Below are 19,523 nucleotides of genomic sequence, written 5' to 3' on the forward strand. Positions count from 1 at the left end.
CCCGGTTTTGGCGTCACCACTAACCCCCCCCCCCCCCAAACCCCCCCCCACTCCCCCCCGTGGTGGGGGGTTTGGCGGGCCGCGGCGGGGCGGGGCCCCCCCCCCCCCCCGCGACTCTTCACTGGGTGTCTCGTGCGTTCTTCGCTGGGTGTCGTGCGTTCTTCACTGGGGTGTCTCCTGGGTTCGAACGACGCGCGCGCCGTGGTGCGGTAGTGCCATGACCACACAACAGCCCGTGTTGTTCATCCACGGCCTCTGGCTGCACGCCACCTCGTGGAACAGCTGGATCGAGCGGTTCCGGGCGGCCGGCTACACGGCCTCGGCGCCCGGCTGGCCCGGCGACCCCGACACCGTCGCGGAGGCCCGGGCCAACCCGGAGGCCATCGCCAACCACGGCATCGACGACGTCGTCACGCACTTCGCGAAGATCATCGAGGGGCTCGGCACCAAGCCGATCCTCGTCGGGCACTCGTTCGGCGGGATGATCGCGCAGAAGCTGCTCGGGCTCGACCTGGCCGCGGCCGCCGTCGCGATCGACGCGGCGCAGATCAAGGGCGTGCTGCCGCTGCCGCTGTCGGCGCTGCGGGCGACGCTGCCGGTGTTCAAGAACCCGGCCAACCGGCACCGGTCGGTGTCGCTGACGCCCGAGCAGTTCCGCTACGCGTTCGGCAACGCGATCCCGGCCGAGGAGTCCGACGAGCTGTTCGAGCGGTGGGCGATCCCGGCGCCGGGCAAGCCGCTGTTCGAGGCGGCCGCGGCCAACTTCGACCCGCACTCGCCGGCCAAGGTCGACACCGCCAACGAGATGCGGGGCCCGCTGCTGCTCATGATGGGCGGCAAGGACCACACCGTGCCCGAGGCGGTCACCAAGGCGACGCTGAAGCAGTACCGCCACTCGAACGCGATCACCGAGATCCTCGAGTTCCCGGACCGGGCCCACTCCCTCACGATCGACCACGGCTGGGGCGACGTCGCCGACGCCACGCTGGACTGGCTGGCCAAGCACGCGGACGCGATCGCGAAGGCCGCGGAGCCGGGCACCGCCGCCGGGCAGCCGGTCGAGGCATGACCGGTTCGCGGGTCGCGGTCGTCACCGGGGCCGGGCGGGGCATCGGCCTGGCCGTCGTCCGCGCGCTGGCCGCCGCGGGCCTGCGGGTCGTGGCCGGGACCCGGACCGTCGGCGGGGAGCTGGAGAAGCTCGCCGCGGACGGCGCGGTCCTCCCGGTCGCCGTCGACCTCGCGGCCGCGGAGGGCCCGGCCCGGCTGGTCGAGGCGGCCGCCGACGCGTTCGGGCGGGTCGACCTGCTGGTCAACAACGTCGGTGCGGTACACCCGCGACCCGGCGGCTTCGACAGCATCACCGACGCCGACTGGGTCGACACCTTCAACATCAACTTCCTGGTGCACGTGCGGGCCATCCGGGCCGTGCTCCCGCACCTCTACGCCGCGGGCGGCGGCGCGGTCATCACGATCGCGTCGGTCAACGCGGCCCTGCCCGACCCGCTCGTCATGGACTACTCGGCGGCGAAGGCGGCCCTGGTCAACTTCTCCAAGGCCATGTCGAAAGAGGCCGGCCCGCGGGGCGTCCGGTTCAACACGGTCAGCCCGGGCCCGGTCAGCACCGACCTGTGGCTCGGCTCCGGCGGGGTGGCCGAAACCCTGGCCAAGGAGGGCGGCGGCGACCCGGCGCAGATCGCGGCGGGGGCCGCGCGGCAGTCGGTGACGGGCCGGTTCAGCACCCCGGAGGAGGTGGCCGCGTCGGTGGTGTACCTGGCGAGCGACCTGGCCGCCAACGTGACCGGCACCAACCTCGGCATCGACGGCGGCCTCCTCACCAGCCTGTGATGCGACGCCGCGCCGCCGGGCCCCGGCATCGACTTGCCCGGGCCCGGCGGCGCGGCCGCGGGTGGAAACACACGTCAGCGGCGCAGGTCGTGGCGGCGGTGGGTGGCCTTCTCGACCAGGGTGCCGGGCAGGAGGCGGCGGAGCGGGAAGACCAGCGACGCGTTGCTGCCCACCGCGTACAGGGCCTTCGGCCGGGCGGCTCCGATCGCCTTGACGATCGTCGCGGCCACCCGGTCCGCCGGAGTGCCCGCGGCCTCGTTGCGGTCGAGGGCGGACAGCATGCGTTCGAAGTCGGCGCGGTGCGGAGAGCTTTGCGAGGTGTACTTCGTGCGCCGTTCGCTGATCCCCGTGTTGATCGAGCCCGGCTCGACCGTGGTGAACCAGACGCCGAACGGGGAGTACTCGTGCCGGGCCCCGTCGCTGAACCCCTTCAGCGCGGCCTTCGTGGCGACGTACGACGAGCGGTACGCGAGCGGGAACGACGCCAGCATCGAGCCGACCATCACGACCCGGCCCCAGCCGCGCTCCCGCATGCCCGGCAGAAGCAGCTGCGTCAGCCGGACCGCGCCGAGCACGTTCACCTGGAACAGGCGGCGCAGCGCGTCGGCGGGCAGCTCCTCGAACGGGCCGGACTGGCTCTCACCGGCGTTGTTCACCAGCACGTCGACCGGCCCGACGCGGGCGGCGAGGGCCTCGATCGACGCGTCGTCACCCAGGTCGAGCGGTAACAGTTCCACCGGCGAGCCGGGCCGCGTCTCCGGCTTGCGGCTGGTGCCGAGGACCCGATACCCCTTCGCGGCCAGCGCGGCCGCGGTCGCCCGGCCGATTCCCGACGAAGCCCCGGTGACGAGCGCGGTGCGTTCCATCGCAGCACCATACCGCCGCCCGGCCGCCCGACCGAGACCGCGGACCGCGGCCGTCACCGCGGACCGCGGCCGATCGCTTCAGGCGTTCCAGAGCTCGCGGACCGACTGTGCCAGTGCCGCGCCCTGGCGCAGGCCCGCCTCGGCGGCGAGCGCCCGGCGGGACGGGTCGAGGGCGTTGGGGCCGATGGCTTCGAGGGCGGCCTCGTCCGGCTCGATCACCAGGCTGCGGGCGGCTCCGACCGTGGCGATCTCTCGTTCGATCAGGGGGCGGAGCGGGCCGCTGAGAGGGGCGACGATGAGCAGCGCGGTCGCGCCCTCGGCGAGGTCGGCGTTCGTGCCGGAACGGACCCCGCCGTCCATGTACCGCCGGCCGTCGATGGTGACCGGCGGGAACAGGCCCGGCACCGCGCAGCTGGCGGCCACGGCGAGCTCGATCGGCGCGCCCGAGGCGCGGTCGAACACGGCGGGCTCGCCATTGGCGGTGTCGACCGCGGTGATGCGCAGGTCGCCGGCGGGCCAGTCGCTCACCGGCAGCTGGACGGCCATCCGGGCGACGTGCGTCTGTTCGTCGACGGTCGGGGCGGCCAGAGCCAGCTGCCCGATCTGGGCCATGATCTCGGCGCGCGGCTGGGACCGGTCGGCCATCAGCGCGAACGCGGCCATCGCCGGGGTGAGGTCCACGGCCGAAGCGGGGGCGCCCGGCCCCGGGGGCGCGGTCTGTGCGGCCACGGCGTCCTCGAGGGGCAGCCCCGCGGCGACGACGGTGCCGACAACGGACCCGGCCGAGGTGCCGACGATGATGTCGGCGTCACCGACCGTCAACCCGGCCCGGGCCAGGCCGCCGAGGATCCCGAACTCCCAGGCGATGCCGGTGATTCCGCCGCCACCGAGGACCAGTGCTCTCGTCATGACCGCCAACTTACCCATGCGCTCACCCGGCACACGTCGGGCGCGCGGGAACGATGGAGGTATGCCGGCCCTGCGGAAGGTCGGCGGGCTGTCCCTCATCGCGCTCGCCCTGCTCGCCGCGGCACTGACGTGTCGCGGCAGTGGCGGCGGCACCGGCCACGGCCACCGCTGCGACCGGCCGGGCGCGCTCGACCTGCACGGCCGGACCGTGACCGCGCTGGACCTCGACGGCCGCCCGCTGCGCTGCGCGAACCTCGAAGGTGCGGTGCTCGACGGCCCGCTGGGCTCGGCCGACCTGCGCGGCGCCAACCTCTATCGGGCCACGCTGCGCGACACCGCCCTGACCGAGGTGGACCTGCGCGGGGCCGACCTCGGCGCGGCGATCCTGCGCGGCGCGACCCTGACCGACGTCGGCCTGGAGCGGGCCCGGCTGCGCGGCGCGGACCTGCATGCGGTCTCCCTGCTGCGTACCGACCTGAGCGCGGCCGACCTCACCGGCGCGGACCTCTCCGGGGCGACCCTCACCGACTCCGACCTGCGCGGTGCGAGACTCGACAAGGCGAATGTCGCGGCGACCAGCTGGATCAACGCCGTCTGCCCCGACGGCACCAAGTCGACCGCCGCCACCTGCGACGGCCACCTCGTTCCCCGGCCGGGGTGAAACGCCTGACCCCGGCCGCCGCAGAGGCCATCACGTCAAGCGGCGCGGCCGGCGATGGGCACCTCGTCGCCCACGCCGGGTGCGGTGTCCGACGGCGGGCGCCGGTTGTCCATCGGGGACACGACGGCCGCGAGCACGAGGAGCGGTACCAGTGCGGTCATGGTGCTCAGCAGGCCGATCTGCTCGGCGAGCCAGCCGATCAGGGCCGGGCCGAGCAGGATGCCCGTGTAGGTGAACGTCGTCATCCGGGCGACGAACGTGGCCGGGTCGGCTCCGGGCAGGCGGCCGACGGCGCTGTACGTCAGCGGGATCAGGACCGAGGCGCCCAGGCCGGTCAGCGCGAAACCCGCGACCGCGACGGCCGGGGCCGGTGCCAGCACCGCCGCGGCGAGACCGGCCGCGGCGACGGCGGCGCCGGTGCGGAACACGAGTCGCGGGCCACACCGGACGGCGAGGCGGTCACCGAAGAGGCGGCCCGCGGCCTGGCCGCCCGTGTACGCGGTGATCGCCGCGGCGGCCAGGCTCACCGAGGCGTGCCGGACGTCGTGCAGGAAGATGCCGCCCCAGCCGAGCGCGCCACCCTCGCAGATCATGAGCATCGTCGCGGTGAGGCCGAGCAGGAGCAGCGGCCGGGTCCATGGCGCCCGGGTCCGCGCCGCGGCACCGGCGGCCGGTGAAGCCGTGACACCCGCGGCCGGTGAAACAGGTGCAGCGGGCAGGCGCGGGCCCAGTGCCAGGCCGGCGACGAGCAGCAGGGCGCCGGCCGTGACCAGGTGGGTGGTCAGGGCGACGCCGGCGTGGGCGAGGGCGGCCGTGGCCAGGGACGCGACCACGGCGCTGACGCTCCAGCCGGCGTGGCAGCTGTTCATGATCGGGCGGCCGCCGCGCTGTTCGACGGCCACGGCGGTGGCGTTCATCGCGGCGTCGGTCGTCCCGTGTACCGCACCGAGGACGGCGGCACCGGCGGTGAACCACCACGCGCCGGGCGCCACGGCCAGGCCGGCCAGCAGCACCGGCATCACCGCCAGGGTGCAGCGCAGCACCGCCCTCGTGCCGACCCGGGCCATCAGCGGGCCGACCAGCTGCATGCAGCCCAGGGCCGCGAGGGCGAACAGCAGCCCCGAGAGCCCGACCTGCCCGTCGGTCAGCTGGTACGCGGACTTGAACGACGGCGCCCGCACGATGTACGTCGACAGCGTGAGGCCGTTGAGAAAGAACACGGCAATGACAGTCACGTCATCACGACGATCCGCGGCCGCCGATTCGGACATCGCGCAGGAGCGGATACGCGAGCAGCAGGGTCAGCGGCAGCAGTGCGGTGCAACCGGCGAGCAGCAGGAACCCGTGCGACCAGCCGAACCGGCCGGTGCACCACCCGACCGCCGGGGCGGCGACGGCGATCCCCAGCGCGCTGGCCGAGTTGATCCAGGTCAGCGCCTGGGTGTACACGGCCCGGTCGGTGACGGCCGCCACCAGCACCGCACCCGGGATCAGGACCAGGGCCACGCACCCGCCGACCAGGCTGTAGCCGAGGAACATGACCGGCACGCCGGGTGTGCGGGCCAGGGCCGCGCAGCCGGCGGTGATGACGAGGGCGGCGGTGAGCATCACCGGAGCCGGTCGGCTGTTGCTGCAACGTGTTGCAGCCGCCGCGTAGACCAGGCCGGCGGCCAGGCTCACCACACCGGCGGCCGCCATGATGGGGCCGGCCAGCGCACCGGCGTCGTGTGCGAGGGCGAACGCGGTGATGGCCACGCCGATGCCGCCGAAGAAGAGCCCCATGGCCAGGTTGGCCGCGAACAGCGCGGCGAACCGGCGGTGCAGCAGGCGGCGGTCGACGAGCAGCCCGCGCGCCGGCCCACCCGGTGGCGGCTCGGTGGCCGTGGCGGTCAGCAGACCGGCCACTCCCCCGCCGACGAGCAGCACGGCGAGGGCCAGCCCGGCCCCGGCGACCACGCCGGTGCCGAGCGTGGTCACCAGGACCGGCCCGAGCAGGAAGGCCGTGTCGTTGGCCGCGCCCTCCAACGCCAATGCCGCGGGAAGGCGGCTGGAACACGAGGCCAGCACGTGCCGCCACCGAGCCGCGGACAACGCACCGACGGGCGGAACCGTCGCACCGGCGGCCGCGGCCAGCACGACGACCGACCAGGCCGGGTAGGAGCCGACCGGCGAGGCCGGCGAAGCACCGCCGCAGACGGCGATCAGCGCCGCCCCGGAGCCGACGAACGCGGTGCCGGTGACCGGGACGACCCGGCGCTGGCCCCAGCGATCGATCAGGCGGGCGACCTGCGGCCCGACCGAAGCCTCGGCGATGGCGAACGCACCGGTGCCGGCGCCACCGAGGGCGAGTGACCCCGACGTCGCCTGGACGGCCCACAGTATGGCGAGCCCGGTCATCGCCACACCCAGCCGCGCGACCACGGCGGCGGCGAAGAACCGGGCGGCACCGGGAACGAACAGCAACGACCAGCGACCTGTATGCACGGCGAACGCTCCGCACGAGCAGCCAGACAGGTCGGACTGGGACATCGACTCGCGTGCAACACGGTACCGCGCCGCCGGCCATCCCGCACTTCGGCGGCCGGGATGATCTCACCGCGCGTGATCGACAGCGTGCGCGGCCCGGCCAGGCGCCGCCGCCCGGAGGCTGTACGCACCTCGTCGCCGAACGTGACATCGACCGGCCCGGGCGCCTTCACCTGCACCGCATGACCCCACTCCGGCGCCGCGGCGCGCCGGTCCCGCGAAATCGACGGAAACAAACCAGTAGCCATTTGACCCCTTGTTTGCGCACGGCGGGCACGAGTAGCGTCACTGGCCGTGAGCGTTGTGGAGCGGAACAACGTCCGGCTGCTCGGTCCCGAGAACGCCCCAGCCATGGTCTTCTCACACGGATTCGGGTGCGACCAGAACATGTGGCGCTTCGTCGCGCCACGGTTCGCCGGCGATCATCGGGTCGTGCTCTTCGACCATGTCGGAGCCGGCAACTCAGACCTGGCCGCCTATTCGCGGCAGCGGCACGGCTCGCTCAGCGGCTACGCCGACGACCTGCTCGACCTCCTGCACGAGCTCGACCTGCACCAGGTCGTGTTCGTCGGGCACTCGGTCAGCTCCATGATCGGGCTGCTGGCGGCCAACAAGGAGCCGGAGCGGTTCGCGAAGCTGGTGATGGTCGGGCCGTCCCCGCGATACATCGACGACGGCGACTACTACGGCGGCTTCAGCGCGACCGAGATCGACGAGCTGCTCGAGAGCCTCGACAGCAACTATCTCGGCTGGTCGGCCGCGATGGCCCCGGTCATCATGGGCAACGCCGACCGGCCCGAGCTCGGCGACGAGCTGACCAACAGCTTCTGCCGCACCGACCCGGCCATCGCGCGGCAGTTCGCCGAGGTGACGTTCCGCTCGGACAACCGGGCCGACCTGGCCGAGGTCACCGTGCCGACGCTGATCCTGCAGTGCTCGCAGGACGTCATCGCGCCGCAGGAGGTCGGGGCATACACCAACGCCAACATCCCCGGCAGCACCCTGATCGTGCTCAAGGCGACCGGCCACTGCCCCAACCTCAGCGCGCCCGAGGAGACCTTCGCGGCCATCGACGGCTTCCTGCGGACGGGCTGAGGCGTGCCGGAGCCGCTGCCCGAGGAGAACGCCGAGGACCTCTACGACAGCGCGCCGTGCGGATACCTGTCGTTGCTGCCGGACGGCACGATCGTGCGCGCCAACCGCACCTTCCTGCGGTGGACGGGATACCGCCGCGACCAGCTGACGGGCCGCCGCGTCCACGAGATCTACATGGCCGGCAGCCGCATCTTCCACGAGACGCACCTGGCGCCGCTGCTGCACATCCAGGGCGAGGTCGGTGAGATCGCCGCCGAGTTCCGCCGGGCCGATGGCACCCGGCTCGACGCGCTCGTCAACGCGGTGCTGCGGGCCGGCCCGGCCGGCAGCCAGGCGCTCGTGCGGATGGCGGTGTTCGACATTAAGGAGCGCCGCACCTACGAGCGGGAGCTGCTGGCCGAGCGGCGCAGCGCCGAGCGCAACGCGACCCGGATCCGGCTGCTGCAGGAGATGGTGGTGCGCTGCGCCGCGATCGAGCGGGCCGACGAGATCGTCGACCCGATCGTGCGGGTCGGCGACGAGGCGTTCACGGCCACCGAGACGCGGGTCTGGCTGATCGAACCGGCCGAGGCGGCACTGCGGCGGCTGGGCGACGACTTCCAGGCCGAGTTCATCTCCCTCGACGACCAGGCCCCCGAGGCGCGGGCCGCGGCCCTGCTCGACGTGGTCCGCCACGCCGAGGACGACGGCGGCCTGCACCTCGTCACGCCCCTGCTGGCCGATCAGCGCGTGCTGGGAGTGGTGTCCTTCGTGTTCGCGCCGCTGCCCCCGGACGAGTCGGGCCACGCCCCGCCGCGCACGTTCGGTGAGGACGAGATCGAGCTCATGCGCACCGTCGGCCGCCAGGCCGGCCAGGCCCTCGACCGGATCCGGCTGCTGGAGGAGACGACCCGGCGGGCCTGGCAGTCGGGGTTCCTGGCCCGGCTCAGCCGCGACCTCGACGAGACGGTCGGCTTCACCGTGCGCGCCGCGCGCCTCGTCGAGCTGCTCGTGCCCGGCGTCGCCGGCTACGCCCAGATCGACCTCGACGCCGCCGGTGAGCTTTCGGGCGGCACCGGCCTCGCCGGCGGGCAACGTGGTCGGCCGGCCTCGCGGTCAGGCGACACCGGCCTCGTCGGCGGGCAACGTGGTCGGCCGGCTTCGTCCGGCGAACCGGCGTGGCAGGCCTGCGCGCCGCCGCGCCCGGGCGGCGGCTGGGCCATCCCGAACGACGTGCTCGCCTCGGTGCACGCGGCCGGACGGGCCGGCGCCCTCGCCGCGATACCGCTGATGACCGCCGACGGCGCCCGGGCCATGGTGCTGCCGCTGCGGGCCCGCAACGCCGTCCTCGGCACGCTGCTGCTGGCCGGGGGCGACGTCGCCGGGGCCGGGCACGTCGGGCCGGAGTTCCTGGCCGACCTGGCCGACCGGGCCGGGCTGTCGCTGGACAACGCGCGGCTGGCCGAACGCGACCGGGAGGTCGCGCACACCCTGCAGCGCAGCCTGCTCACCGGCGAATGGCCGGCGGACCCGCGCTACCACATCGTCACCGCCTACCGCCCGGCCGTCCACAGCCTCGAGGTCGGCGGCGACTGGTACGACGTGTTCGCCACCTCCGCCGAGAGCGTCGGCATCGTCGTCGGCGACGTCGTCGGCCGGGGCCTGCACGCGGCCAGCGCCATGGGCCAGCTGCGCAGCGCCGTGCGGGCGCTCGCGACCGCGCACGACGGGCCGGCCGAGGTCCTGCGGCACATGGACGACTTCGTGTCGCACTTCGCGGCCGGGCAGATGACCACCCTGGCCTACGCGGAGCTGGCGCTGGACAGCGGTGAGCTGCGCTACGCCTGCGCCGGGCACCCGCCGCCGCTGCTGGTTGGCCCGGGCGGGGTCCCGAGCTTCCTCTGGGACGCGCGGTCCGGCCCCCTCGGTGCCACGTCGGCCGGGCGGGCCCGCAGCGAGGCCCGGTTGACGGTCCCCCGCGGTTCGAGGCTGATGTTGTACACCGACGGTCTGGTCGAACGCCGCGGCGAACGCTTCCACCACGGTCTGGACCGCCTCGCCGCCGCAGCCGCCGAGCACTGGCAGACGCCGCTGGACGCCCTCGCGACCGAGCTGAGCGACGCGATGCTCCCCGGCGGCGGCGGTCATGACGACATGTGCCTGCTGGCCCTGGACTACGCGGACGCGCCGCCGTTCCGGGCCGAGGTGCCCGCGCGGATGCAGTCCCTGGCCGGCTTCCGGGCCGCCCTGGACAACTGGCTGGGTCACCAGGGCGTCGGCGAGTACGACCGCTTCGGTGTCGTCCTGGCCACCGCGGAAGCCGTGGCGAACGCGATCGAACACGGGTACGACATGGATGAAAGCCGCAACGTCGGCGTCCTGGCGCAGGTGGACGGGGTCACCGTCTCCGTCCGGGTCACCGACACCGGCCAGTGGCGTCCGCCCCGCGGGGCCCTGCAGCGGGGCCGTGGCCTGGCGCTCATCGGACGCCTCATGGACGGGCTGATCATCGATCGCGGCACGGGCGGGACGACGGTGCTGATGCGCCGCAACACCGGGGGCGGGAGGCGCTGAGATGGACGGCGAGCGTCAAATCCGGGTGTACACCACGGGCGGCTGCGAAGTCGTCCAGCTGCTCGGCGAGATCGACCATGCCACGGCGCCCCTGGTGGAACGCGACGTCCTGGTCAGCGTCCGCGCCACGACCGGCGTCGTCGTCGACCTGACCGAGACCACGTTCCTGGACAGCGCGGGCCTGCTGTGCCTGGACCGCGTGGTGACCGCGTTCAGCGACCGCGGCGCCCCGGTCCGCGTGGCCGCCCCGATGGACGGGATGGTCCGGTTCACGCTGGACCTGATCGGTTTCATCCCCGACCTGCTGTCCGAGGACGTCGACACGGCCGTGGCGGCGATGACGAAATAGCCGCTGCGCGGAATGCTCAGCTGGGGCGCGCCCGGCCCGATTGGTGTGGCTGTACTACGCCATTGGGGGGAGCAGCCGAGATGAGCACTGCCACGGTCCCGCATCGCCGATCCTTCGGGTCCGCCTTTCGCAATGTGTCCGTCGCGTGGAAGCTGCGCACCGTCGCCATCGTGGTCTGTGCGCTGCTGGCCGGGGTCGGGCTGATCGGGCTGCTGTATCTGGGCAACAGTCAGGATCGCCTCAACTCGCTGTACAACCGCAACCTGCAGTCGGTGCAGATCCTCGACGACGTGGCCAACGACTATCTCCAGGTCCGCTTCTCCGTCCGCGGACTGGCCCTGGCGCAGGGCGACGCCGAGGCGGCGGCCGCGGAGCAGAAGATCACCGACGCCGTCTCCGGGCTCAACGAGAGCTGGAAGGCGTACGTGGGCCGGGACAGCGACGCGGCCGGCAAGACCGACCGGGCCGCGTTCGAGGCCGCGTGGACCGACTACCAGAAGATCCTCAACGGCAAGTCGATCCCGGCCGCGCGGGCCAGCAACTACGTGGAGTACAACCGGATCAGCCGCGAGGAGGTCGACCCGGTCGCGCAGCGTCTCACCGCGACGCTCGGCAGCCTCGTCGCCCGGCAGAACACCGCCGCCAAGGGCGCGCTGGAGGAGTCCAAGCGCGACTACGACACCGCGCGCCTGCTGCTGCTGGGGCTGACGCTGCTCGCCATCGTCATCACGTTCGGCATGGTGACGGTCGTGGTCCGGGCCGTCTCCCGCCCCTTGCGCAACACCGTCGCCGTGCTCACCGGGCTGGCCCAGGGCCGGCTCGACCAGCGGCTGCCGGTCGACAGCCGCGACGAGGTCGGGATGATGGGCACCGCGCTCAACAGCGCGCTCGACCGGCTCTCCGAGACCGTGCGCACCGTCGTCGACTCGACCCACCAGCTCGCCAACGCGTCCAACCAGATCAGCGGCGCGTCGCAGAGCCTGTCGCAGGCCGCGACCGAGCAGGCGGCCAGCGTCGAGGAGACCACCGCCAGCATGGAACAGATGACCGCCAGCATCAGCGGCAACAGCGACAACGCCACGACCACCGAGCGCATCGCCGCCCAGGCCGCCGGCGAGGCCGCACAGGGCGGCGACGCCGTCCAGCGCACCGTCGACGCGATGAAACAGATCACCAGCAAGATCAGCATCATCGACGACATCGCGTTCCAGACGAACATGCTCGCGCTCAACGCCACGATCGAGGCGGCCCGGGCCGGCGAGCACGGCAAGGGCTTCGCCGTCGTCGCCACCGAGGTCGGCAAGCTCGCCGAGCGCAGCCAGGTCGCGGCCCAGGAGATCAGCGAGCTCGCGGCCGGCAGTGTCCAGACCGCCGAACGCGCCGGCGGCCTGCTCAGCGAGATCATCCCGAGCATCACCCGCACGTCGGACCTGGTGCAGGAGATCGCGGCGGCGAGCAGCGAACAGGCCACCGGCGTCCGCCAGATCAACATCGCGATGACCCAGATCGGCAAGGTCACCGAGCAGACCGCGTCGTCCAGCGAGGAGCTGGCCGCCACCTCCGAGCAGATGGCGGCGCAGACCCACCAGCTGCAGGACCTGATGACCTTCTTCGTCACCGACGCCGGCAACGGCAACAGCAGCGGCAGCGGTGGCGCCCGGGCCGCGCTGCCGGCCGGCTACGACCGCGGCGCCCACCGGCACAACGGCGGCGGCAACGGCCGCGCCCAGCGCCCGGCACCGGCCCTGGTCTCAGCCTCGGCGGGCCGCTCCGACGCCCCGGACCTCGACCCGACCAAGTTCGACCGCTTCTGAAACCGCGCCGCCGCCGGCCGCGGGCCCGCCCGGCGACGAGCGGGCCCGCGCGCCGGGTCACACCGCGGTGTTGGTGACAGCCAGGTAGACGGTGCCTTTGTCGCCTGCGCCGCTGCAAGGTCCCCATGCTGGGATCGAAGCGTGGTCAGCGGGCGGCGGTGGCCTCGACGACGGTGCCGGCGGGCGTTGCGAGGAGGTTGGGGCGGGTCGTGGTGGAGCGGTCGCGGGCCACGTACTGCGAGACCAGGGCGTCGATGTCGAGGATCAGGGCGATATCGCCGTTGCCCAGGATGGTGGAGCCGCCGACGCAGCGTACTTCCTGGAACAGTTTGCCCAGCGGCTTGATCACGGTCTGCGACTGGCCGAGGAGCTGGTCGACGACGAAGCCGGCGCGCTGGCCGGCGTGTTCGACCACGACGACGCTCTGCCGGCGCGGAGGGCGGCCGGGCAGCCCGAACACGTCGCGCAGCCGGACGAACGGCAGGGTCTGGCCGCGCAGGTGCATGAAGGAGCGGCCGCGGGCCTCGGCCGGCAGTTCGACGCACTCGATGACGCGGTCCAGCGGGATGATGAAGTGGGTGTCGCCCGAGCAGACCAGGAAGCCGTCGATGATCGCGAGGGTGAGCGGCAGCCGGATCAGCATGGCCGTGCCGGCGCCGGGGGTGGTTTGCACGTCGATGCTGCCGCGCAGGGCCGTCACCGCGCCGCGGACCACGTCCATGCCGACGCCGCGGCCGGACAGGTTCGACACCGTGGCGGCGGTGGAGAAGCCGGCCTCGAAGATGAGCGCGTAGACCTCCTGGTCGCTGAGCGTCTCGCCGCGGGCGACCAGGCCCCGCTCGACCGCCTTGGCCAGGATCCGCTCGCGGTCCAGGCCGCGGCCGTCGTCGGAGATCGCGATGACGATGCTGCCGGCGTCGTGGTAGGCGTTGAGCGCGAGGCGGCCCCGGGCCGGTTTGCCCAGCCGTTCGCGTTCGGCGGGCGGCTCGATGCCGTGGTCGAGGGCGTTGCGGACCAGATGCAGCAGCGGGTCGCCGATGCGTTCGACGAGCGCCTTGTCCATCTCGGCGTCGCCGCCGGTGATGACCAGGTCGACCTCCTTGCCGAGCTCGACGCACACGTCGCGAACGACCCGCTCGAACCGGCGCAGTGTGGTGCCGATGGGCACCATCCGCAGTGACAGGGCGGTGTGCCTGACCTCCTCCACGAGCCGGAGCACGTGCGCCTGGGCCTCGGACAGGCCGGCCTCCGTCGCCACCCCGGACTGGGCGATGACCAGCTCGCCGACGAGGTCGATGAGCTTGTCGAGGCGGGAGGAGTACACCCGGATCGTCTGATTGTCCTGTTGCCGGCTCTCGGCCGTCTTGCGCTGCCGGTTGAGCGCCGCCTCGACCACGGGTCGCTGGACGATCTGCTCCTCGACCAGGATCTCGCCGAGCGGCCGGCCCGCGGACTCGCCGGTGTGCTGTTTGGCCAGGGCCGTGGCCAGCTCGCGGTCGGTGACGACGCCGCCGCGGCGCAGCAGGTCGCCGAGCCGGTCCTCCTCGGGCAGGGCGGCGATGAGGTCGGCCGCCTCGCCGGACGGCAGGATGCGGATCGTGCTGTCGTCGCGGACGAACTCGAAGACGGCCTCGATCTCCTCCTTGGCCGCGGCGGTGGTGAACTCCAGGTCGAAGCCGAGGTAGCAGACCTCCGGGTCGGCCTCGTCGGCCCGCGGCAGCGCGTCGGTGCGGGTGACCAGGTGGCCGATCGTGCCGAGGCCGGTGAGGTACCGCAGAAACGACAACGGGTCCATGCCGTTGCGCAGGCACTCCGGCCCGAACCAGATGCTCAGCAGCCAGGTCCGCGCGCCGGTCGCGGCCGGGGACACCGGCGCGGGCGGCGGCGGACCGGCGGACTGGAACGGTTCCAGGCCGGCCAGCAGCCGGGTGCTCAGCTCCTGCTCCGCCGGGCTCGGCTCGGTGTGGCCGGCGGCGACCCCGTCGATCAGGGCGGTGATGTGGTCGGCGCACGGCAGCATCGCACTGACCAGCCCGGCGCTGACCTGGAGCCGGCCCTCGCGCAGGTCGTCGAGGACGGACTCCAGCACGTGCGTGAACGACACGATGTGGCCCAGCCCGAACAGCCCCGAGGAGCCCTTCAGCGTGTGCATGGCCCGGAACAGGCTCCGGACCGCCTCCGGGCCGTCGGCCGCGGATTCCAGCTCGAGCAGGCCCTCCTCGAAGTCCTGGACCAGCTCGCGGGCCTCGGTGATGAAGGTGTCCAGCGCGTCGCGCAGGTCGTCCTCGTTCACGCCGCCTCCAGGTCCGGGGTGAGCCAGGCCACGGCCAGCACGTCGCGCACGGCCGGGCTGAGGTCGGTCAGCCGCAGCCGCAGGCCCCGCCGCCGCGCCTCCCGCACGGCCAGCAGCAGCACCTGCAGCCCGGCGGTGTCGAGCTCCGTGACCCCGCCGAGGCCGAGCTCGAGGTCGGGGCCGCCGGTCAGGAAGCGCAGCAGCTGCTCGTGCTGCTCGGCCGCGTAGACGATGGTCAGCTCACCGTCGAGGTCCAGCCGGGTGCTCACGGCGCGATGAGCTTCGAGACGGCCGCGAGCATCTGCGCGGGCTGGAACGGCTTGGTCACCCACGCCTTCGCGCCGGCCGCCTGGGCCTGCCGCTTCTTCTCCTCCTGCGACTCGGTGGTCAGCATGATGATCGGCGTGAAGCGGTGGTCGGGCTGCTTGCGGACCTCGCCGACGAGCGTGATGCCGTCCATGTTCGGCATGTTGACGTCGGAGATGATGAGGTGGACCCGCTTGCCGGCCAGCTTGCGCAGCGCGTCCTGGCCGTCGACGGCGTCGATGACCTCGTAGCCGGCGCCCTTCAGCGCGATCGTGACCACCTGCCGGACCGAGGCCGAGTCGTCGACGATCAGAACGGTCTTGGACATGTGCCGCCTCCACAACAACTAGAAGAACGTGATCTCCGACTCGGGGGCCTCGGTCACCGCGCCCGAGCGGTGGGCCTGCAGCTCGCCCTGCATGGTGTAGGTGCGCTCGAGCTCCTCCAGCAGCGCCCGCGCCTGCGGCCCGGTGTCCGGTGCGCCGGCGACGTGGCCGGGCAGCAGCCTGATGTTGTCCTCGAGGTGCTGCAGCACCTGGCCGACCCGGTCCTGGAACTGCAGGTTGACGATCGCGTCGGAGATGGTGGAGCGGATGTCGACGGCCGCCCGTTCCAGGCGCTGCGAGGAGTCCCGCGAGCGGTTCACGACGTCCTGCAGGTCGTCGATGACCTCCCGCACGTCGTCGTTGGCCCGGGCCACGGCCACGCTCTCGCGTTCGGCGTCGCCCTCGGCCCCGGCCAGTACCGAACCGATCGCCGCGCCGATGCCCGCGACCTTGTCCGCCATCTGCTCGCTGGTCTGCAGCGACCGGTCGGCCAGCCGCCGGACCTCCAGCGCGACCACGCCGAAGCCGGCGCCGGCCGCGCCGACCCGGGCCGCCTCGATGGAGGCGTTGAGGGCCAGCAGGTTCGTCTGCGCGGCGATCTGGGCCACGTCGGCGGTCATCTGCTTGAGCTCGTCGTTGAACGCGGCCAGCCCGGACAGGTCGTGCACGGCCTGTCGCTTGGCCCGCATCGCGTCGTCGAGCGTGCGGACCACGTTGCCCAGCCGTTCCCGGCCGCGGTCGAACGACCCGGCGCCGCCGCTGTCGATCGCATCGGCCGAGGAGGCCAGGACGGCGTCGACGTTGTCGACGATCTGGCTGAACTGCTGGGTGACGGCGGCGATCCCGGACTCCATCTGGGCCCGCGACGACTCGATCTGGGCCGACCAGACCGGGGCCACCTCCTCGGCGAACGCGCCGACCCCGCGGCGGAACGCGTCCGGGGCGGCGGCCGGCGCGGGTGGCGGGGCCGCCGGTCGGCGCCGGCCGAGGGCGAAGCCGCCGGCCAGGCCGGCGAGCAGTGCGATGAGGATGTACAGCGCCTCAGCCATGGTTGCGGATCACCTCTGCTATCGCCGGGAGCGGCACCTCGCGCTCAGCCGCGCCGAGCGCCACCGCCTCTTTGGGCATCCCGTAGACGACGCACGTCGCCTCGTCCTGGGCGACGGTCACGGCGCCCGCCTGGCGCATCTCCAGCAGTCCCCGGGCGCCGTCGTCGCCCATCCCGGTCATGATCACGCCGAGCGCGTCCGCGCCCGCCGCTCTCGCCACCGACCGGAACAGCACGTCGACGGAGGGCCGGTGGCGGTTGACCGGCGGGCCGTCGAAGACCCGGACCCGATATCCGGCGGCCGCGTCGGGCAGCAGCTCCATGTGCCGCCCGCCCGGCGCGACGAGGACGAGGCCGTCCTGGACCCGGTCGCCGTCGGCGGCCTCGCGCACGTCGACCGCACACAGCGTGTTCATGCGCTCGGCGAACGCGGCGGTGAACTTCTCGGGCATGTGCTGTACCACGACCACGGCCGGCGAGCGGGACGGCAGCACGGTCAGGACCCGTTCGAGGGCCTGGGTGCCGCCGGTGGAGGTGCCGATCGCCACGACCCGCCGCTCCGGCCGCCGCTGTTGCGTCCGGCGCGCCGGGGCCGGTTCGGCCAGCCGGGCCGCCGGGCGATCCACGCGCCGGGCCCGGCCCGTGGCGGCGGTGCGCACGGCCGCCACGATGTTGCCGCTGTCCTGCTCCAGGTACTGCTTCAGCCCGCTCGTCGGCTTGGCCACCGCGGTCACCGCGCCCGCCGCGAGCGCCTCCAGCCCGGCCTTGGCACCCGCGCCGACCAGCGACGAGCACACGACGATCGGTGTGGGCCGGGTGCCCATGACCTGCTTGACGAACGTCAGCCCGTCCATGCGCGGCATCTCGATGTCCACGACGATCACGTCGGGCCAGGCCCGCTGCATCATCGTCATCGCCTTGATCGGGTCGGGCGCCGTGCCCATCACCTCGATGCCGGACGCGCCACTGAGCACCGCGGACAGCACCTGCCGTACCACCGCCGAGTCGTCGACAATCAGCACCCGGGTCGTCATGACGCCACGCCCAGCCCGCGGCCGCTGTTGCGGCGCACCCAGACGTCACCGGTGTCGAGGTCGAAGCGCAGGAACCGCGCCCCCGTCCCGCCGACGTCCCTGGTCAGGAGCGTGAAGCTGTGCCGCTCCAGCAGCGCCAGGCCGGCCGCCACGTTCGCCGCCGCGACCCGGCCCTCGAGCAGCTGGGCACCGCCGCCGAAGAGTTTCGTGTGGTACTGCCAAGGCTCCGTCCCGGTCCGGTCGAGCTCGCGGAGGAACAGGTCGAAGGCCCCACCGGCGTAGCGCCCGTCGCCGCGGTGCGACCCGGGGAGCAGGTAGTGGCACATGCCGCCGATGCGCCGCCCGGGGTGCCAGAGGCAGACGGAGACGCACGAGCCGAGCAGCGTCGAGATGCGGGTGCCGGCCTCGGCGAAGCAGAACTCGCCCGGGTGCAGGAAGACCTCGTCAGTCACGGGAGCCCGCCGGGAGCCGGTAGATCGACGGGCGGATCATCCGCAGCCGGGCCGGGATGCCGTTGAGCGTCTCGGACAGGCTCACGATGAGGTGGCCCTCGGGGTACAGCATCTGCTGGAGCCGCCGCACGAGCGCCGCCTTCGTCGGCGGGTCGAAGTAGATCATCACGTTGCGCAGCAGGATGACGTCGAACAGGCCCAGGTCCCGCAGGTCGTCGAGCAGGTTCGCGTGCTGGAACGACACCCGCTCGCGCAGGGTCGCGCCGGCCGCCATCAGCCCGGCGTACTCGTCGCGGCCCTTGAGCCAGTACTTGCGCAGCAGCTCCATCGGGATCCGGGCGGCCGACTCGAGGGGGTAGAGCCCGCGCCGCGCTCCGGCCACGATCCGGGTCGACACGTCGGTCCCGAGGATCTCGAACCCGCCGGCCGGTGGCTTCTCCAGCAGCACCATCGCCGCCGTGTACGCCTCCTCGCCGCTGGAGCTGGCCGCGCTCCACAGCCGGAACATCCGCCCCGGCCGGTGCTCGGGCACGATCGTGTCGCGCAGGTATTCGAAGTGCTGCGGCTCCCGGAAGAACGACGTCTCGTTGGTGGTGAGCAGGTCGATCGCCTGGCCGAGCTCGTGGCCGCCGGGTGTGCGCAGGAGCCGGACATACTCGTCGTAGCCGCGCAGACCCAGCTGCCGCAGCCGCTTGCTGAGCCGCCCCATGACGAGCGTCTCCTTGCCGGGCACGAGCCGGATGCCGGTGCGCTCGTGCAGCAGCGCGCTGATCGCCGCGAAGTCCGCCCCGGTGATCTCCGGCGGGGTTTGGAGCGATCCGGTCACGGACTCTCGTCCGCCAAGTCGCGGCCGGCCTGGCTGAGCACCGCGACGTCGGCCGGCGACAGGGTCCGCTCGAGGTCGAGCACGATGATGAAGTCGTGCTCGCGGCGCGCCATGCCGCTGATGAACTCCGGCTGGATGCCCGTGCCGAACGTCGGCGGCGGCTCGAGGTCCCCCGGCCCGAAGCCGACGACCTTGTTGACCATGTCGACCAGGATGCCGATTTCCTGATCGCCGCTGCGCACGATCATGATGCTGGTCCGCCGCGCGACGGCGGTCGCACGCTGCCCGAAGCGGATGGCGAGGTCGACCACGGGCACCGCCCGCCCGCGCAGGTTGATGACGCCCCGCACGAAGTCCGGCGCCATCGGCACCGCCGTCAGCGCCCGATACTCGATGATCTCGATGACGTGGAAGATGTCGAGCGCGTACGCCTCATCGTGCAGCGTGAACGTGAGGTACCGCCCGGCCTCGAGCCCGCCGGCCGGCTGCGCGTCGTCTGCGGCCCTGTGGGTGATACTCACCGCTCTGCCCGTCCTGTGTGCGCTCCGATCGCCTACCCCGGCCTGATCGGCGCCCCCGGGCCCGTCTGTAGCAAAAAAACCGCCCGGCGCCGAAGCACC

General features: G+C 73.1%; 19 protein-coding genes. 7 read left to right on the forward strand and 12 right to left on the reverse strand.

The genetic code is table 11. The features are described 5' to 3' along the window. Positions 1-217: 217 nt before the first annotated feature. Positions 218-1,069 carry an alpha/beta hydrolase gene (locus ACIA8L_RS23965; protein ID WP_395908081.1) on the forward strand — a complete coding sequence of 284 codons (852 nt, stop codon included), beginning with the start codon at positions 218-220 and terminating at the stop codon, positions 1,067-1,069. Next, on the forward strand, positions 1,066-1,845 hold the full coding sequence (locus ACIA8L_RS23970) for an SDR family oxidoreductase (RefSeq protein WP_395908083.1): 780 nt from the start codon (positions 1,066-1,068) through the stop codon (positions 1,843-1,845). Before ACIA8L_RS23965 ends, ACIA8L_RS23970 begins: the two co-directional genes overlap by 4 nt. Positions 1,846-1,919: 74 nt before the next feature. Here the strand turns inward: ACIA8L_RS23970 and ACIA8L_RS23975 are convergent, their stop codons facing one another. After that, entirely contained in the window at positions 1,920-2,711 is a 792-nt protein-coding gene (locus ACIA8L_RS23975) for an SDR family oxidoreductase (RefSeq protein WP_395908085.1), read from the reverse strand. 78 nt (positions 2,712-2,789) lie between these two features. Then, on the reverse strand, positions 2,790-3,620 hold the full coding sequence (locus tag ACIA8L_RS23980; protein ID WP_395908086.1) for a patatin-like phospholipase family protein: 831 nt from the start codon (positions 3,618-3,620) through the stop codon (positions 2,790-2,792). 61 nt (positions 3,621-3,681) lie between these two features. Here ACIA8L_RS23980 and ACIA8L_RS23985 point away from each other — a divergent pair, with 61 nt between their 5' ends. After that, on the forward strand, positions 3,682-4,281 hold the full coding sequence (locus ACIA8L_RS23985; RefSeq protein WP_395908088.1) for a pentapeptide repeat-containing protein: 600 nt from the start codon (positions 3,682-3,684) through the stop codon (positions 4,279-4,281). 35 nt (positions 4,282-4,316) lie between these two features. Here the strand turns inward: ACIA8L_RS23985 and ACIA8L_RS23990 are convergent, their stop codons facing one another. After that, entirely contained in the window at positions 4,317-5,516 is a 1,200-nt protein-coding gene (locus ACIA8L_RS23990; RefSeq protein WP_395908090.1) for an MFS transporter, read from the reverse strand. A gap of 4 nt (positions 5,517-5,520) precedes the next feature. After that, entirely contained in the window at positions 5,521-6,765 is a 1,245-nt protein-coding gene (locus ACIA8L_RS23995) for an MFS transporter (RefSeq protein WP_395908092.1), read from the reverse strand. Between the two features lie 336 nt (positions 6,766-7,101). Between ACIA8L_RS23995 and ACIA8L_RS24000 the strand changes: the two genes are divergently transcribed. The 4 genes from ACIA8L_RS24000 (at position 7,102) to ACIA8L_RS24015 (ending at position 12,618) form a co-directional block, all read left to right on the forward strand. Further along, on the forward strand, positions 7,102-7,902 hold the full coding sequence (locus ACIA8L_RS24000; protein ID WP_395908094.1) for an alpha/beta fold hydrolase: 801 nt from the start codon (positions 7,102-7,104) through the stop codon (positions 7,900-7,902). A gap of 3 nt (positions 7,903-7,905) precedes the next feature. Continuing rightward, complete coding sequence (locus ACIA8L_RS24005; RefSeq protein WP_395908096.1) at positions 7,906-10,455, forward strand: SpoIIE family protein phosphatase; 2,550 nt, start codon at positions 7,906-7,908, stop codon at positions 10,453-10,455. A gap of 1 nt (position 10,456) precedes the next feature. Beyond that, positions 10,457-10,804: an STAS domain-containing protein gene (locus ACIA8L_RS24010; RefSeq protein WP_395908098.1), complete on the forward strand. Its 348-nt coding sequence runs from the start codon at positions 10,457-10,459 to the stop codon at positions 10,802-10,804. Between the two features lie 80 nt (positions 10,805-10,884). After that, a complete protein-coding gene (locus tag ACIA8L_RS24015) occupies positions 10,885-12,618 on the forward strand; it encodes a methyl-accepting chemotaxis protein (protein ID WP_395908100.1) in 1,734 nt (577 codons plus the stop codon). Between the two features lie 145 nt (positions 12,619-12,763). Here the strand turns inward: ACIA8L_RS24015 and ACIA8L_RS24020 are convergent, their stop codons facing one another. Genes ACIA8L_RS24020 through ACIA8L_RS24055 form a run of 8 tightly spaced genes read right to left on the reverse strand, consistent with a single transcriptional unit; the run spans position 12,764 to position 19,424 of the window. Continuing rightward, positions 12,764-14,911, reverse strand: coding sequence for a chemotaxis protein CheW (locus ACIA8L_RS24020; protein WP_395908102.1), 2,148 nt, complete (start codon positions 14,909-14,911; stop codon positions 12,764-12,766). Further along, the gene (locus tag ACIA8L_RS24025; RefSeq protein ID WP_395908104.1) at positions 14,908-15,180 is read right to left on the reverse strand and encodes a lipid asymmetry maintenance protein MlaB; all 273 of its coding nucleotides are present in this window, start codon (positions 15,178-15,180) and stop codon (positions 14,908-14,910) included. Before ACIA8L_RS24025 ends, ACIA8L_RS24020 begins: the two co-directional genes overlap by 4 nt. After that, positions 15,177-15,545, reverse strand: a complete 369-nt coding sequence (locus ACIA8L_RS24030) for a response regulator (RefSeq protein WP_395908106.1) — start codon at positions 15,543-15,545, stop codon at positions 15,177-15,179. Before ACIA8L_RS24030 ends, ACIA8L_RS24025 begins: the two co-directional genes overlap by 4 nt. Before the next feature lie 18 nt (positions 15,546-15,563). Continuing rightward, positions 15,564-16,592 (reverse strand): methyl-accepting chemotaxis protein, encoded by a 1,029-nt coding sequence (locus ACIA8L_RS24035; RefSeq protein WP_395908108.1) that lies wholly within the window; start codon positions 16,590-16,592, stop codon positions 15,564-15,566. Continuing rightward, positions 16,585-17,625: a chemotaxis response regulator protein-glutamate methylesterase gene (locus ACIA8L_RS24040; protein WP_395908110.1), complete on the reverse strand. Its 1,041-nt coding sequence runs from the start codon at positions 17,623-17,625 to the stop codon at positions 16,585-16,587. Before ACIA8L_RS24040 ends, ACIA8L_RS24035 begins: the two co-directional genes overlap by 8 nt. Further along, a complete protein-coding gene (locus ACIA8L_RS24045; RefSeq protein ID WP_395908112.1) occupies positions 17,622-18,077 on the reverse strand; it encodes a hypothetical protein in 456 nt (151 codons plus the stop codon). The genes ACIA8L_RS24040 and ACIA8L_RS24045 overlap by 4 nt, the downstream gene beginning before the upstream one ends. After that, positions 18,070-18,903 (reverse strand): CheR family methyltransferase, encoded by an 834-nt coding sequence (locus ACIA8L_RS24050; RefSeq protein WP_395908114.1) that lies wholly within the window; start codon positions 18,901-18,903, stop codon positions 18,070-18,072. Before ACIA8L_RS24050 ends, ACIA8L_RS24045 begins: the two co-directional genes overlap by 8 nt. Next, complete coding sequence (locus ACIA8L_RS24055; RefSeq protein ID WP_395908116.1) at positions 18,900-19,424, reverse strand: chemotaxis protein CheW; 525 nt, start codon at positions 19,422-19,424, stop codon at positions 18,900-18,902. Before ACIA8L_RS24055 ends, ACIA8L_RS24050 begins: the two co-directional genes overlap by 4 nt. Positions 19,425-19,523 lie beyond the last annotated feature (99 nt).

The organism is Dactylosporangium sp. NPDC051541 (genome assembly GCF_044454505.1).
Taxonomy (GTDB): Bacteria; Actinomycetota; Actinomycetes; order Mycobacteriales; family Micromonosporaceae; genus Dactylosporangium.

What these genes read in the sequence shown, in the direction of transcription:
- ACIA8L_RS23965 (WP_395908081.1), top strand. Translation starts at nt 218, where the DNA reads ATGACCACACAACAGCCCGTGTTGTTCATCCACGGCCTCTGGCTGCAC.
- ACIA8L_RS23970 (WP_395908083.1), top strand. Translation starts at nt 1,066, where the DNA reads ATGACCGGTTCGCGGGTCGCGGTCGTCACCGGGGCCGGGCGGGGCATC.
- ACIA8L_RS23975 (WP_395908085.1), bottom strand. Translation starts at nt 2,711, where the DNA reads ATGGAACGCACCGCGCTCGTCACCGGGGCTTCGTCGGGAATCGGCCGG.
- ACIA8L_RS23980 (WP_395908086.1), bottom strand. Translation starts at nt 3,620, where the DNA reads ATGACGAGAGCACTGGTCCTCGGTGGCGGCGGAATCACCGGCATCGCC.
- ACIA8L_RS23985 (WP_395908088.1), top strand. Translation starts at nt 3,682, where the DNA reads ATGCCGGCCCTGCGGAAGGTCGGCGGGCTGTCCCTCATCGCGCTCGCC.
- ACIA8L_RS24010 (WP_395908098.1), top strand. Translation starts at nt 10,457, where the DNA reads ATGGACGGCGAGCGTCAAATCCGGGTGTACACCACGGGCGGCTGCGAA.
- ACIA8L_RS24015 (WP_395908100.1), top strand. Translation starts at nt 10,885, where the DNA reads ATGAGCACTGCCACGGTCCCGCATCGCCGATCCTTCGGGTCCGCCTTT.
- ACIA8L_RS24030 (WP_395908106.1), bottom strand. Translation starts at nt 15,545, where the DNA reads ATGTCCAAGACCGTTCTGATCGTCGACGACTCGGCCTCGGTCCGGCAG.
- ACIA8L_RS24035 (WP_395908108.1), bottom strand. Translation starts at nt 16,592, where the DNA reads ATGGCTGAGGCGCTGTACATCCTCATCGCACTGCTCGCCGGCCTGGCC.
- ACIA8L_RS24040 (WP_395908110.1), bottom strand. Translation starts at nt 17,625, where the DNA reads ATGACGACCCGGGTGCTGATTGTCGACGACTCGGCGGTGGTACGGCAG.